The following is a 13,875-nucleotide window of genomic DNA, read 5'->3' on the forward strand; positions in this document are numbered from 1 at the left end:
AAAGATAATCAGAATAAGGGGAATCGAATTAGATGAGAACAAAATGGTCCTTGAAAAGCAAACCGCTCACGAAACGTCTGGCCGTGCTGTCGATGTCTGCGCTGATGGTTACAGCTCTCGCGGCATGTGGAGGCGCATCCACTCCTCCTACTGCGGAGGAAGCAGGCAAATATGAGGTAACTCCGGGAGATCCGTTCAGTGCCTACAAAGACGAAATCACCGTAACCATGGGACGGGTGACTACAGCCAATCCGAAACTGCCAGCTGGAGATACCTATGAGAACAACGCATATACGCGACTGGTTAAAGATACATTTAACGCTAAAATCACAGATCAATTTGAAGCCAATGGTGAAGATTACAGCCGTCAGGTTTCGCTCGCTATCGCCTCCGGGGAATTGCCTGACATGATGCGTGTCGACTCCAAAGACGAACTGAAAGAACTGGTGGACAATGATCTGATTGAAGATCTGACAACCATTTACGATCAATATGCCACAGATAACATCAAGCAGATTTACGATTCCTATGATGGGCGTGCATTAGATAATGCAACGATTGATGGCCGTTTGATGGGCCTTCCGGCGACGTCCCTGGATTCTGCACCAACGATGGTTTGGGTACGTCAGGATTGGCTGGATCTGCTGGGGATCCAACTTGATGCAGACGGAGATGGAGCCATCTCGCTCGAAGAAGTGGAGAAAACAGCACAGGAATTCCTGAAAAGAGATCCAGGTCAAACCGGTAATCCGGTCGGTATTCCTTTTGTGAACACATTGAATACTACAGATTACAATGCCTCTTCCTATACCATGCTTGGTGTTGCCTCAACCCAGGGCGCGTTCCCACAATATTGGATGAATGGGGAAGACGGCAAAATTGTGTATGGTTCCACGACAGAAGAGACCAAGCAAATGCTAGGGATCATGGCGGACTGGTTCAAGAACGGCATCATTGACCCGCAATTCGGAACCCGGACGTTTGATGACATTACTGCACTCTATACCAATGGCCAGAGCGGTATCGCTTTTGGACCGTGGCATATCCCAGACTGGGGATTGATCAGCGTGAAGCAGATGGATAAAAACGCGAAATTTTCGGCGTATACGTTGGAAGATGCAGACGGCAATGTGAACGTGGCACATGCTAATCCATCCAATCAGTTTATCGTGGTACGAAAAGGGTATGAGCACCCTGAACTGGCAGTGAAGATTGTAAACCTGTTCTACGACAAACTGGCAAATGATAAAGATGTGGCAACAACCATGCCGGAAGCTGCCAAGTATCAGGAGACTGGGGTAGACGGTTCTACGAGACCGTTTAACATTGAAGTCAATTCCGCTACATCGCTGCTGGATGATTACTCTGATGTCGTTCGTGGAATTAAAGGGGAAATTGGTCTGGATGAGGTTCGCACAACCGAATCGAAGAACAATATCGGAAGCATTAAAACGTATTTGAGTGACATGGACACGGATGACGTAACCGCTTGGTCCAAATACCATTCACGGATTAACGGAGTTGGACTGATCGACAAGCTGACACAGGAGAATAAATTCGTATGGATGACTCCTGCTTTCTCTGGAACGACATCAAGCATGAAACAAACGTGGGCCAATCTGACGAAGCTCGAGCAGGAATCATTCATCAAAATTGTGACAGGTTCCGAACCGCTGGATTACTTCGATACATTCGTCAGCAACTGGAAGAAACAAGGCGGTGATCAAGTCATTCAGGAAATCGAAGACGAGATCGCATCGAAACAATAGACATCCATGAACAGTAGCAGGGCTGCGATATGCAGCCTTTCTTCAGGAAAGGGGTTCATCCATGAAACAGGGGAAATTAAAAGCAAGAGGCCGGCTAGGCACAGGTGCCATGTACCATATGATGATGCTGCCGGGTATTTTGTTTTTGCTTGTATTCAGCTATATACCAATGGTCGGTGTCATTACGGCTTTTCAGGACTATGTGCCAGCCAAGGGCATGTTCGGCTCCGAATTTGTCGGGCTGAAGCATTTTATTTATATGTTCAAACTCCCGGATATCGCTCAGGTCATCAGTAATACGCTAGTCATTGCGATTGCCAAGATTCTGCTCGGAACGTTGATGGCGATTATATTTTCCGTATTATTGAATGAAATTCGTGTTAAATACGTTAAAAAATCCGTGCAGACGATTGTTTATCTGCCGCACTTTCTATCCTGGGTTGTACTCGCATCTGTCGTGGTCAACATGTTCAGTTTGGATGGAATCGTGAACCAAATGCTCGCGTTCTTTGGCCTGGACCATATCAATTTCCTAGGCAGCAACACGTGGTTCCAGCCACTGATCATCGGAACAGACGTCTGGAAGGAATTTGGTTATAGTTCCATCGTTTATTTGGCTGCTATCACGTCGATTGATCCCGGTCTATATGAAGCGGCAGGAATGGATGGAGCCAGTTGGTGGAGAAAAGTATGGCATATTACGCTGCCGGGTATGCTGCCTATTATCCTGCTCATGGGTGTAATGAGTCTGACCAACATTTTGAGTGCCGGTTTCGATCAAATCTATAACCTGTATAACCCGGTAGTGTATGAAACGGGCGATATTCTGGATACCTACGTGTACCGGATTGGTCTCGTTGGGCGACAGTATAGCTTCGGTACGGCTGTTGGATTGTTCAAATCCGTGATCGGCATCGTGCTGCTCTTGTCTGCGAATCAACTCGCCAAAAAATATACAGACAGAAAAATTTTCTAAGGAGGCAATGTCCGTGTCCTATTCTGCAAACGTTAAAGAACGAATTGGCCGGTTTGTCATCTATGCCATCGTGATCATGCTGGCATTGGCTTGCCTTCTTCCGTTATGGAATATTGTTGCCATTTCATTTAGCAGCAGCGAGGCTGTATCGGCGAATGCCGTAGGTCTCGTTCCGGTCAATTTTACGACAGCCGCGTATTCAAAAATTATTGATGATGCACAGTTCTGGCGCTCTTTCGGCATATCTGTTCTGCGCGTTGCGCTGGCCCTTGTGCTTAACATGATTCTGATTATTTTGATGGCTTATCCGCTATCCAAGTCGAAAAGGGAATTCAAAGGCAGAAACATCTATATGAATATCATGATTTTTGCCATGTTGTTCAGTGGAGGCATGATTCCAAGTTACCTGCTGATCAAAAACCTGGATATGCTAAATACAATATGGGCACTTGTTCTGCCAGGTGCTGTCCCGATATTCAGTGTCATCCTTGTGATGAACTTCTTCTCTGCAGTACCTAAAGCACTGGAAGAAGCGGCGTTTATCGATGGGGCGAATCCGCTCCAAGTCTTGTTCAAAGTGTATGTTCCTGTGTCCATTCCTGCGCTGGCGACCGTTGCCTTATTCAGTATCGTGGGTACATGGAACGACTTCTTCAGCGGTTTGATCTATATGACCAAGGTCAGCAATTATCCGCTTATGACCTATATTCAGTCCCTTAACGTAAATATTGCCGATCTGCTGCAAGCTGGTACGAATTCCAGCGAGCTCAGCAACCTGACTGAGATTTCGAATAAAAACCTGAATGCAGCTAAAATCGTAGTCGCGGTCATTCCGCTGCTGTTGATTTATCCGCTGCTGCAAAAATACTTTGTAACCGGCATTGTCGTTGGATCAGTCAAAGAATAATGAGAGGTTATAACACACCTTAACGGAGAGGCACACCAATCTGGAGAAGGTAGAAAGGTTGTATGACATGGAGAATAAAAAATGGTGGAAAGAAACCGTTGTATATCAAATTTATCCGCGGAGTTTTCAAGATAGTAACGGAGACGGAATCGGCGACTTGAAGGGTATTGAGTCAAGGCTCGATTATTTGCAGGAACTCGGCATTGGTGCGATCTGGTTGTCACCTGTTTGCAAGTCACCTCAAGATGACTATGGGTATGACATTTCCGATTATCAGGATATCGATCCAATGTTCGGGTCTCTGGATGATATGGAAGCGTTAATTCATGAAGCCGGGAAACGAGATATTCGGATCATCATGGATCTAGTGTTGAATCACACATCGGATGAGCATCCCTGGTTTCAAGAAGCCAAAAAAGGCAAAGACAATCCGTACCATGACTACTACGTCTGGAGAGATGGTGTGGAAGGAACGCCTCCGAACGATTTAGGATCCACTTTTGGTGGCTCAGCCTGGGAATGGGTTCCTGAAATTGGGCAATATTATTTGCATCTCTTTTCCGTAAAACAGCCAGATCTCAACTGGGAAAATCCCAAAGTCCGGCAAGAGATTTACGACATGATCAATTGGTGGATTGACAAGGGAGTCGGCGGGTTTAGACTTGATGTAATCGACTTAATTGGTAAAGAGCCGGATGCGAAGATTACGGGGAATGGGCCCAATCTGCATAAATATATCAGGGAGCTTAGCAAGGAAACGTTTCAAAAAGCAGAAAATCTGCTAACCGTTGGAGAAACATGGGGCGCTACTCCTGAGATTGCCAAACTGTACAGCAACCCGGACGGCAGTGAGTTTTCAATGGTATTCCAGTTTGAACACATCGGCTTGGATGAACAAGAAGGCAAAGGAAAGTGGGATCTCAAGCCTTTGGATGTGCTGGAATTGAAAAAAGTGCTGTCCAAATGGCAGACAGAGCTCAAAGGCGATGCCTGGAACAGCTTGTTCTGGAATAACCACGACTTGCCTCGAATCGTCTCCCGTTGGGGAAATGACGGAGAATACAGAATTGAATCTGCTAAAATGCTTGCTACCCTTCTTCATGGCATGCAAGGCACACCTTATATTTATCAGGGTGAAGAACTAGGCATGACGAATGTTCAATATGCGATTGAAGACTATCGGGATATTGAATTGCTCAATCTCTATAAAGAAAGAATGGGGAAAGGATATCCTGAAAGCAGCGTGATGGAGTCGATCTTCGCCAAGGGACGCGATAACGCTCGAACACCGATGCAGTGGGATTCTTCCGATAACGCTGGGTTTACAAGTGGCGAACCATGGATCAAGGTGAATCCGAACTATACCGATATCCATGCCCAGGACAATTTGAATAACCCTGAATCCATATTTCATTACTATCGGAAGTTAATCCAATTAAGAAAAGATCATGAAGTGATTGTGTATGGAGATTATGAGCTGGTTTTCCCGGATGATCCAGAGGTGTTTGCTTATACCCGAACGCTGAACGGAACAAAAGTCCTTGTTGTATGTAATTTTCAGGGGAATACGATCAAGCTCCCGCTGCAGAAACACTTGGCAGAGACGAACCAGCTGCTGATATCGAATTATGCAGGTGAACTGCCTCTGAACGAACTGCGTCCATATGAAGCGAGAATGTACCTTATGCATGCGTAAAGAATAATACTATAAATAAAGTCTATATAAACTGCTTAAAAGACACACGTTAACGGAGAGGCAGAACCAATCTGGAGAAGCGAAGCGTTCGCTTAAAAGCTTTCCGAAGGAAAGCTGCATCGGAAGCATAGGCTTATCACCGGATTTTCCCCTTAGAGAAGGGGATTCAAAAAATCTTGGGATAACAGCGATCGGAAGATGGTACTGTGCTCGTAGTGCCCTTGTGTGATCGATTGGTGCAGTTTATATCGTGGTTGAGAAAGAAGGATTACATCAAATGAAAAGAGTATGGTGGAAAGAAGCAGTAGCATATCAAATCTATCCTAGAAGCTTTATGGATTCCAATGGGGATGGGATTGGTGACATCAAGGGAATCATTTCAAAACTGGATTATATTCAAGACCTCGGTATTGATCTGATATGGATCTGCCCGATGTACAAGTCTCCTAACGATGATAATGGTTATGATATCAGTGATTACTGTTCCATAATGGATGAATTCGGCACGATGGCTGAATTTGATCAATTATTAAAAGAAGTACATGATCGTGGCATGAAACTCATCATGGACTTGGTGATCAATCATACGAGTGACGAACATCCGTGGTTCATCGAATCGAGATCTTCGCAGGATAATCCTAAACGGGATTGGTACATCTGGAGAGATGGGAAGAACGGAGAAGAACCGAATAACTGGGAAAGCATCTTCGGTGGTTCTGCTTGGGAATATGATGAAGTCTCCGGACAGTACTATCTTCATCTGTTCTCCAAAAAACAACCGGATTTGAATTGGGCAAATGAAAACGTACGGAAATCCATATATGAAATGATGAACTGGTGGCTGGATAAAGGTATTGATGGTTTCCGTGTCGATGCAATTAGCCATATCCACAAAGAAGAGGGCCTGCTGGATATGCCAGTCAAAGAAGGCTTTAAATACATCTCTTCGTTTGAGAAGCACATGAATGTCAAAGGAATTCAGCGTTATTTGCAGGAAATGAAAGACGAAACGTTATCCAAATATGACGTGGTAACTGTTGGGGAAGCCAATGGAGTAAAAGTAGAGGACCAAGAAGATCTATACGATTGGATCTGTGAAGTCAGAGGCAAATTTAATATGGTCTTCCAATTCGAACACCTTGACCTGTGGAAAAACAGCACAGACCGGCAACTCGATGTTCCCAAACTGAAAAACGTCTTGACGAAGTGGCAAAAATCGCTGGAAGGCATCGGTTGGAATGCTTTGTTTATTGAAAATCACGATCAGCCACGTAAAGTTTCATCCTGGGGAAATGATGCGGAGTATTGGTATGAAAGTTCAACAGCTCTTGGAGCCATGTACTTTTTCATGCAGGGCACTCCTTTCATATACCAAGGACAAGAAATAGGTATGACGAATGTGGCTTATCCTTCCATAGAGGACTATAACGACGTAGCTGACCGGAATCTATATCAGATTAAACGCGAAGAAGGGATGTCGCATGAGGAAATCATGAACATCATCTGGGCATCGAGTCGCGATAACTCCAGAACACCGATGCAGTGGTCTTCTGCAGAACAAGCCGGGTTCACCAATGGTACGCCGTGGCTTAAGGTGAATGACAATTACGTTCATATTAATGTAGAGAAACAGCTCCAGGATCCGCGTTCCATCCTGCACTTTTATAAACGAATGATTCAGCTGCGAAAAGAACACGACACGCTGACATATGGGTTCTATGAGCTTCTTATGCCGGAACATCCAAGTGTATTTGCTTATACACGAACTCTGGCAGACCAACAGGTGCTGGTCGTAGTCAATCTCTCTGATCAAGCCGTAGAGCTTAAGGAAGAAGAGCATAGCCTTAACTTCTCCGAGATCTGGCTTACCAACTACGAAGATAGCAAGCTGCCAAGGGTGCTGCGACCGTATGAAACGATCGTTGGTTTAAGCGATAAAGAATAAGTCTGATTTTCCTACAGGTATCCAATGAAGTAAACAGAGAATTCACTCACTAATTTCTGACTTCAAGCAAGTGAACCCCTTAGATAAGTTATTGGAATAAGCGCCGTTTATCCAATGCATTTCTAAGGGGCTTTTTTTATTTTGCCTTCAGATTGATAATTTGTTAATTATCCTTTATTATGAAAGCGTTATCGTTAATCGAATACTTATTGTACCATTCGGTCACTTGACCAACATATTAAACCTCGAGGTGAGTAGAGTGAAGTACAGAAGATTGGGCAAGACCGAGCTGGATGTATCCGTCGTAGGTGTGGGCACCTGGCAGTTTGGCGGGGACTGGGGTAAAGACTATACCCAGAAAGAAGTCGATGATATTCTTTACCGTGCCAAAGAACTTGGTATTAATTTGATTGATACAGCGGAATGTTACGGACCTCACCATATGTCGGAAAACTTTATCGGCGATTTTATGTCCCGTGACCGGCGTGAGGATTGGGTGATCGCATCGAAGTTTGGTCATCAGTGGCATGATCACTGGACCAATGCCTGGAGCGTGGATCAAATCCGTGTTCAACTGGAAGAATCCCTGAAAGCCCTAAGAACAGATTATATCGATTTGTATCAGTTCCATTCCGGATCAGATGAGGCGTTTGATAACGACGAGCTGTGGACCATGCTGGACAAGCAGGTACAAGCCGGTAAAATTCGAAATCTTGGTATTTCCATTGGCAGCAACGATAATCTGCATCAGACGAGCAAGGCTAGCGAGTTAAACGCGAAGGCTATACAGGTTGTATATAACCGTCTGGACCAGAAGCCCGAGGAGAGGGTATTCCCGTCATGTCAGGAGCAGGACCTTGGTGTGCTCGCAAGAGTCCCACTGGCCAGCGGCTATCTGAGCGGCAAGTACAAGCCAGGCGCAGTGTTCAATGACAATGTCAGAAAGGGACGCGAGCGTCAAGAGATCGATGAGAAGCTGCAGCTGGTAACTGAAATCCAGAAGAACGAAGTCCCTGAAGGTGTCGACATGGCCTCGTGGGCTCTTGCCTGGTGTCTGAAGCATCCAGCCGTTAGCTGCGTCATTCCAGGATGCAAAAGTCCGGAGCAGGTTGAAGCGAACGCCCGGGCCGCAGATCTGGAATTATAAGCGAGCTTGATCGGTGTAGCTTGCTGATGGCTATACATTCGTGGTTTAAAACGGAGAAAGCAGCCGACCAAAGTAGAAGGGGTCGGCTGCTTTTTTTTCCTAGAAGAATCAAAATTAATATTTAAATTGAATCGTCAAACGCTCTAACTTTTGAGACATATCGGACAAGGTTGTGGCTAGGCTCGTAATTTGTTCCATTGAAGCCAGTTGTTCTTCTGAAGAAGCAGCTATATTTTGGGAGTTGTCTGCAGCTTGGAGTGCAAGATTGGAGACTTGCTCTTGACCCGCGGTGATTTCCTGGACGCTTGCCGTGATCTGCTGTGTAACGCTGGCAAGTTCCTCCGTTTGTTGGGCGATAAAGTTGGTCGACCCTACGATTTTGTTAAACTGTTGTTCCGTCTCATTAGCAATCTGTAAGCCGGAGTCGACGTCCTGTTTAACTCGATTCAACGTTTTGAGCGATTGTTCGATATCTGTACGCATATCTTGAATCAACGTGGAAATCTGCCCGGATGATTGGTTCGATTGTTCAGCAAGTTTTCTCACCTCAGCAGCAACTACCGAGAAACCGCGGCCTTCTTCGCCTGCGCGGGCTGCCTCAATCGAGGCGTTCAGAGCAAGAAGATTCGTCTGCTTCGCAATATCCGTAATGGCATGCAGCATGGTACCGATCTGTTGGCTGCGTTCATCCAGCATTCTCATGACTACATCCGTTTCATTAACCGACTTGTTGATCAGCTTCATTTGCTTCGCCGTATGCTCTACGGCCGTACCACCTATGTTCGCGAGTTCCATCGCATCAACAGAAGAATCGGCAATGGTTGATGAGCTTTCCGCTATTCGCTGAATCCCGATCGATATTTCCTCGAGTGAGTTGGTTGTCCGTTGAAGCATCATTTGTTGCTCTTGTGCACCTGCTGCAGATTCTTGGATCGAAATGGTGATATTCTCAGTTGCCTGACTGGTGTGCTCCGCACCAAGAGTCAACTCTTTGGAAGATGAGGCTACCTGTTTGGTAGAGAGATCGACTTGACTAATAAGTGTTCTCATGTTTTTAATCATATGGTTAAAGTCCTGTGAAAGCTCACCAATCTCATCTTTGGACTTCATCTTAACTTCTTCAACGGTTAGGTCACCGTCCGCAACGGATTTCAATCGCTTAGCGACCATAAGGATCGGCTTCGTTAGGCGTCCTGAGATGATGCTAACGATAATGGATCCTAGAACAACCGCCACAGCCGTAACTATAAGAACAAGATACAGAACTTGTGTAGCACCACTGTTAAACTCACTTAAGTAGGCACCCGAACCAATGATCCATCCCCAATGCGGGTCCATTTCAACATATGAAACTTTCGTTTCTACCTCACCTGTATCAGGTAGAGCCCACTTGTAGGTGACAAATCCGCCTCCGGCTGTTCCAACATTAACGATCTCTTTTCCCAAATATACGCCATCTTCTGTAACGACATCTGTCAAATCCTGACCTTCATTTGAAGGATTCATTACGGAATGCGCATCTTTGCCAACAGCCCATGGATATCCTGTTTCCCCTACAGTATATTCACTTTTTACAGGCCGCTTATTATCTGCGTTCTTATCACCGAGCAGTTCTACGCGGAGCTTTTCCTGCGCTTGCTCCAATGTCAAACTTCCGTTCTCTACCTGCTCGTTGAGGAGATTAATCATACCAATGACCATTCGTACACTATTTTCAAGTGCGGCCTTGCCGGATTCATTCATTTCATTTTTTGAAACGGTATAAGAACTGAACCCTATTACGATTGTGGGCACAATAAGTATAACCAAGCACAAAGAGACTAACTTGGCCCTTAACGTTCTCATTTTTAGAATAGATCCTATTTTTGTTTTCACTTCAGTTCCCCCTAAGTATGTCAAAGTACAGATCTAACTCAGAACCCGATAGTTAAAATTTAAATTAAATCTGTACCTAATATATCGAAAAAAGAGGAGGTAAAATGAAGTCTTTGAGCGATGGAAATCTGTGTAAACCAACTCGCCCATTGTGCTCAACACTGGGCAAATAGAATTTGTAAAACCAAAAGTGGAAATTGCATAAAAGGCGAGGGATTTTGCACAGAAAGATTAAGATTAACCTTTTTACTTCGCTGCTGGGATTTATCTGGGTATTGCCGTCGCAGCATTTGTTCCGTGGATTGAGATTGGTTTGAAAATAACGGTATTGCATTATTATAGATAGGAAGGGGTGTTTCCTTATGGGAACACTCCTTTTTTTGTGAATAGCTGAGCATGTGAGTTCACATAGGAATTAACCGCTATTTAAGGAGGCAGTTCATTTTATTCGATGACTATTCATCTATAGATGCTTCTCATAAAATACCATTGTCATTTTGTCGTTAATTACTTTAGTTATACCCGTCTTTTTATAGCCTATCTTTTCATACAAGTAACAGTTTCCTTTCTCTTGCAAGATGGTACCCAGTCTCCAAGACTTTGCATCATCATATATATTCTCTACGATTGTAAAGACTTTTTGAGCAATGCCTTTTCCTTGATGTTCTGGCAGGATAAAAATTGGGCTAACACTATAGATCTGATCCTCTTTTTTGACGACTCTTATACCGCCCACGGCAACGTCAACATGATAGATTATGAAATAATCTGTAAAAGACTGATTGATTTGAGTAATAACTTTTTCTACGGTTTCATTGGCGGGGCTTGTTTCAAAATCCTGATACGTTTCTAACAAGGGCATAAACGCTTTAACTTTCATGTTGTGAATAGTCACTGCATCATTTAATTCTGCTTTACATAAAGAAACCTCCATTAATATGCACCCCCTTTTGAGACGCTCGTTAATAATATCTTATATAGCACATACACTGTTTACCTACTACAAAGATGTTCGTTAAAGTTTAGATAACTTACGACCCATCCCACAATCATCCCAAACAGCAGATTTCTTAATTTATGTTCATCATATGTATCTCCTTGATCACAAAGTTCTTTTTAAGTGTTTCATCTAACCAGAAATAAAAGCGTCTGTCAATGATTTGGTCTGTAACTTAATTTCTTTGTATAAAAAGGCTGCACCCTACTAAATACTAAGCTCCGGGGGTGTACGAATGGATAAAATGAAAATTCATCTCGAGGGAAAAAATACAGCTCTAATTGTCGTGGATGTTCAAAACGATTACTGTCATCCAGATGGGGCGATCTCCAAAAGCGGAATTGATGTGAGCTCAGTAAAACAAATGATGCCTCATTTGCATTTTTTATTGGAAGCTGCAAGAAAAAGCTCAATACCCGTCATATTTTTGCAAACCAACCATGAGGATGCCACGGACTCCGAAGTATGGCTTTCACGTTTTCCGGATGGTATAAACCCTATTTGTCGTACAGGAAGCTGGGGGGCAGATTTTTACGAGGTGTTACCACAGGCGAATGATATCATTGTCAAAAAGCATCGTTACAGCGGGTTCGTCCACACCAGATTGGAGAGCGTTTTGCAAACGCTCAAAATAGAAACCCTCATCATGACAGGGGTTAGCACGAATTTGTGTGTTGAGTCTACAGCGAGGGAAGGTTTTATGCTTGATTATCACATTGTACTTATACAAGATGCCTGCGCAGCTTTTTCACAACCAGAACATGATATGACGCTGAAAACAGTGGATACGTATTTCGGTATGGTTACAGATACAGCAGGAATCGTCTCTTATATAGAGACCTCACATCAGACAACAGTTAATTAGGCAGAGACATAGGAGAAAAATAAGAACATGCACACGTGATCTACGAATGTTTCACTGTATTCTTTATGTAAATGCTGTTAGTTTTCCAGGTAGAGGAAGCTATTAAGGGGATAAGAATAAGAATTGCCGCAGACAAAAAATGTTCCATTCAAAGTCGCTAAAGTAGCGGCTTTTTTGTCTTTTGGAATTACAAAATGGCAGATGTGTATGACAGCTCTTGTTCAACTAGCTGAGGGATGAGTGCAACATTACGTCTGCTGAGAAAGTCAATAAGATGTAAGATGGACGTCATAATATGATGAGAAGTAGGTGGAGAAACTGAAACATCGTTTACTCACGATCATTTTTCTTTTCACTACCCTATTCTTTTTTGCGAATGGTCAAGAAGTCAAAGCTCTATCCTGTGCTGAGAAGAAGGGAAGCCTTCAAGAAGAGTTAGACGGATATACTGGTGCTGTTTACGGTGAAATAAAGAAAATTAAAGTTGATCTGAAGCAAGAAGGGATAACGGGCACAAAAGAGAAAGTTAGATATATACTAGTGGAAGTTGAGCGAAGCTGGAAAACGGAAGTTGATTCTGAGGTCATTGTCGCAACCGACTACACTTGGGGTTTTAACTTCAAGGAAGGCAGTAAATACTTCATATTTATTAGTGAAATGGATGGCGAATTAAGCAGTAGTCCGTGCAGCACGACCATTGAAATGAATAACCTTAATCAAGCAACTAAACAATTCGGTGAGGGATTCGAGCCAAAACAACAAGTCAATCTGGAATCCAAGATGTGGTTTATGGTGGAGCAGGATTTTGATTTGTATATCGTCCTTGCAATAATCCTTGTGGTGAGTGCCGTCTTCATCATGAGAGCAAGGAAGAAAAGGAAACGGGGCTAAGCATCATTGGTCTAAGGGAAACATTCGTTGAATAAACAGAAGGTTTTCTCTTGACCGATTACATAATTCCAAGGGAAAGAAGGATACCAAATGACAACGTTAGGATTGATCCGACACGGAGTAACGGATTGGAATGACGAATATCGGACACAAGGCCATTCAGATATCCCGCTTAATGAAAAGGGGCGACAACAAGCTGAATTCTTGTCCCGAAGAATTGGCACAGAACAGTGGGATTATATTTATTCTAGTGATTTGTCGAGAGCACTTGAAACAGCGGAAATCATCGGCAAAATCAACAATATTGAAGTTAGAACCGACCCACGCTTGAGAGAAATGAACTGTGGGCTTATAGAAGGGACGACAGAACAAGAGCGTGTCAATCGATGGGGGTATGGGTGGTTTAGACTGGATCTCGGCATCGAATCAGAAGATGAGATTGTAAAAAGAGGCAGGGAGTGCCTTGCCGACATATCAGACAGACACCCAGACGAGAATATATTAATCGTGAGTCATGGTGCATTCCTTGGAATGACTTTAAAGAAACTTATCCCGCATATCGACATGACAGAAAGTTTAATGAACACATCTATCACCATACTGCAAACAGCACAACCTCGATGGGACTGTTCGGTGTATAATTGCACTGCACATTTAAATGTGAAATCTATCGAGATCGTAAAAGGGAAGATGGAACAAGAACTATAGAAGCCGTGATAAGCGGCTTTTTATTTTATCGGTACAACAATTTAATATGCGTCCCAATGGAATAAAAATTATTTCACTAGGGCTGCACCCCTGCATCTG

11 protein-coding genes are annotated in these 13,875 nt (G+C 43.7%); 9 read left to right on the top strand and 2 right to left on the bottom strand.

Annotated elements, in window-relative coordinates; all coding sequences use genetic code 11:
• Positions 1-32: 32 nt before the first annotated feature.
• From ABIC22_RS22490 to ABIC22_RS22515, 6 genes are all read left to right on the top strand, one after another.
• Positions 33-1,769 carry an extracellular solute-binding protein gene (locus ABIC22_RS22490; RefSeq protein ID WP_127536958.1) on the top strand — a complete coding sequence of 579 codons (1,737 nt, stop codon included), beginning with the start codon at positions 33-35 and terminating at the stop codon, positions 1,767-1,769.
• 61 nt (positions 1,770-1,830) lie between these two features.
• Positions 1,831-2,745: an ABC transporter permease gene (locus ABIC22_RS22495; RefSeq protein WP_127536959.1), complete on the top strand. Its 915-nt coding sequence runs from the start codon at positions 1,831-1,833 to the stop codon at positions 2,743-2,745.
• A gap of 13 nt (positions 2,746-2,758) precedes the next feature.
• Entirely contained in the window at positions 2,759-3,652 is an 894-nt protein-coding gene (locus ABIC22_RS22500; protein ID WP_127536960.1) for a carbohydrate ABC transporter permease, read from the top strand.
• Positions 3,653-3,719: 67 nt separating this feature from the next.
• Complete coding sequence (locus ABIC22_RS22505; RefSeq protein ID WP_354483913.1) at positions 3,720-5,348, top strand: glycoside hydrolase family 13 protein; 1,629 nt, start codon at positions 3,720-3,722, stop codon at positions 5,346-5,348.
• Positions 5,349-5,625: 277 nt separating this feature from the next.
• Entirely contained in the window at positions 5,626-7,293 is a 1,668-nt protein-coding gene (locus ABIC22_RS22510; protein WP_354483915.1) for a glycoside hydrolase family 13 protein, read from the top strand.
• 259 nt (positions 7,294-7,552) lie between these two features.
• Positions 7,553-8,440: an aldo/keto reductase gene (locus ABIC22_RS22515; RefSeq protein ID WP_354483917.1), complete on the top strand. Its 888-nt coding sequence runs from the start codon at positions 7,553-7,555 to the stop codon at positions 8,438-8,440.
• Positions 8,441-8,554: 114 nt separating this feature from the next.
• On the opposite strand, the gene ABIC22_RS22520 is transcribed toward ABIC22_RS22515, so the two are convergent.
• Both ABIC22_RS22520 and ABIC22_RS22525 read right to left on the bottom strand, forming a co-directional pair.
• Positions 8,555-10,315 (bottom strand): methyl-accepting chemotaxis protein, encoded by a 1,761-nt coding sequence (locus ABIC22_RS22520; protein ID WP_127536964.1) that lies wholly within the window; start codon positions 10,313-10,315, stop codon positions 8,555-8,557.
• A 463-nt stretch (positions 10,316-10,778) separates the two neighbouring features.
• Positions 10,779-11,249, bottom strand: a complete 471-nt coding sequence (locus tag ABIC22_RS22525) for a GNAT family N-acetyltransferase (RefSeq protein WP_354483920.1) — start codon at positions 11,247-11,249, stop codon at positions 10,779-10,781.
• Positions 11,250-11,547: 298 nt separating this feature from the next.
• On the opposite strand from ABIC22_RS22525, the gene ABIC22_RS22530 reads away from it, so the two are divergent.
• The 3 genes from ABIC22_RS22530 (at position 11,548) to ABIC22_RS22540 (ending at position 13,776) form a co-directional block, all read left to right on the top strand.
• Positions 11,548-12,177, top strand: coding sequence for a cysteine hydrolase family protein (locus ABIC22_RS22530; protein WP_354483921.1), 630 nt, complete (start codon positions 11,548-11,550; stop codon positions 12,175-12,177).
• Positions 12,178-12,486: 309 nt separating this feature from the next.
• On the top strand, positions 12,487-13,068 hold the full coding sequence (locus tag ABIC22_RS22535; protein WP_336781732.1) for a hypothetical protein: 582 nt from the start codon (positions 12,487-12,489) through the stop codon (positions 13,066-13,068).
• A gap of 90 nt (positions 13,069-13,158) precedes the next feature.
• The gene (locus ABIC22_RS22540) at positions 13,159-13,776 is read left to right on the top strand and encodes a histidine phosphatase family protein (RefSeq protein WP_354483923.1); all 618 of its coding nucleotides are present in this window, start codon (positions 13,159-13,161) and stop codon (positions 13,774-13,776) included.
• The last annotated feature ends 99 nt before the right edge of the window (positions 13,777-13,875 follow it).

Source organism: Paenibacillus sp. PvP094 (assembly GCF_040546835.1).
GTDB classification, from domain to species: domain Bacteria; phylum Bacillota; class Bacilli; order Paenibacillales; family Paenibacillaceae; genus Paenibacillus; species Paenibacillus illinoisensis.

What these genes read in the sequence shown, in the direction of transcription:
- ABIC22_RS22490 (WP_127536958.1), top strand. Translation starts at nt 33, where the DNA reads ATGAGAACAAAATGGTCCTTGAAAAGCAAACCGCTCACGAAACGTCTG.
- ABIC22_RS22495 (WP_127536959.1), top strand. Translation starts at nt 1,831, where the DNA reads ATGAAACAGGGGAAATTAAAAGCAAGAGGCCGGCTAGGCACAGGTGCC.
- ABIC22_RS22505 (WP_354483913.1), top strand. Translation starts at nt 3,720, where the DNA reads ATGGAGAATAAAAAATGGTGGAAAGAAACCGTTGTATATCAAATTTAT.
- ABIC22_RS22510 (WP_354483915.1), top strand. Translation starts at nt 5,626, where the DNA reads ATGAAAAGAGTATGGTGGAAAGAAGCAGTAGCATATCAAATCTATCCT.
- ABIC22_RS22525 (WP_354483920.1), bottom strand. Translation starts at nt 11,249, where the DNA reads ATGGAGGTTTCTTTATGTAAAGCAGAATTAAATGATGCAGTGACTATT.
- ABIC22_RS22530 (WP_354483921.1), top strand. Translation starts at nt 11,548, where the DNA reads ATGGATAAAATGAAAATTCATCTCGAGGGAAAAAATACAGCTCTAATT.
- ABIC22_RS22540 (WP_354483923.1), top strand. Translation starts at nt 13,159, where the DNA reads ATGACAACGTTAGGATTGATCCGACACGGAGTAACGGATTGGAATGAC.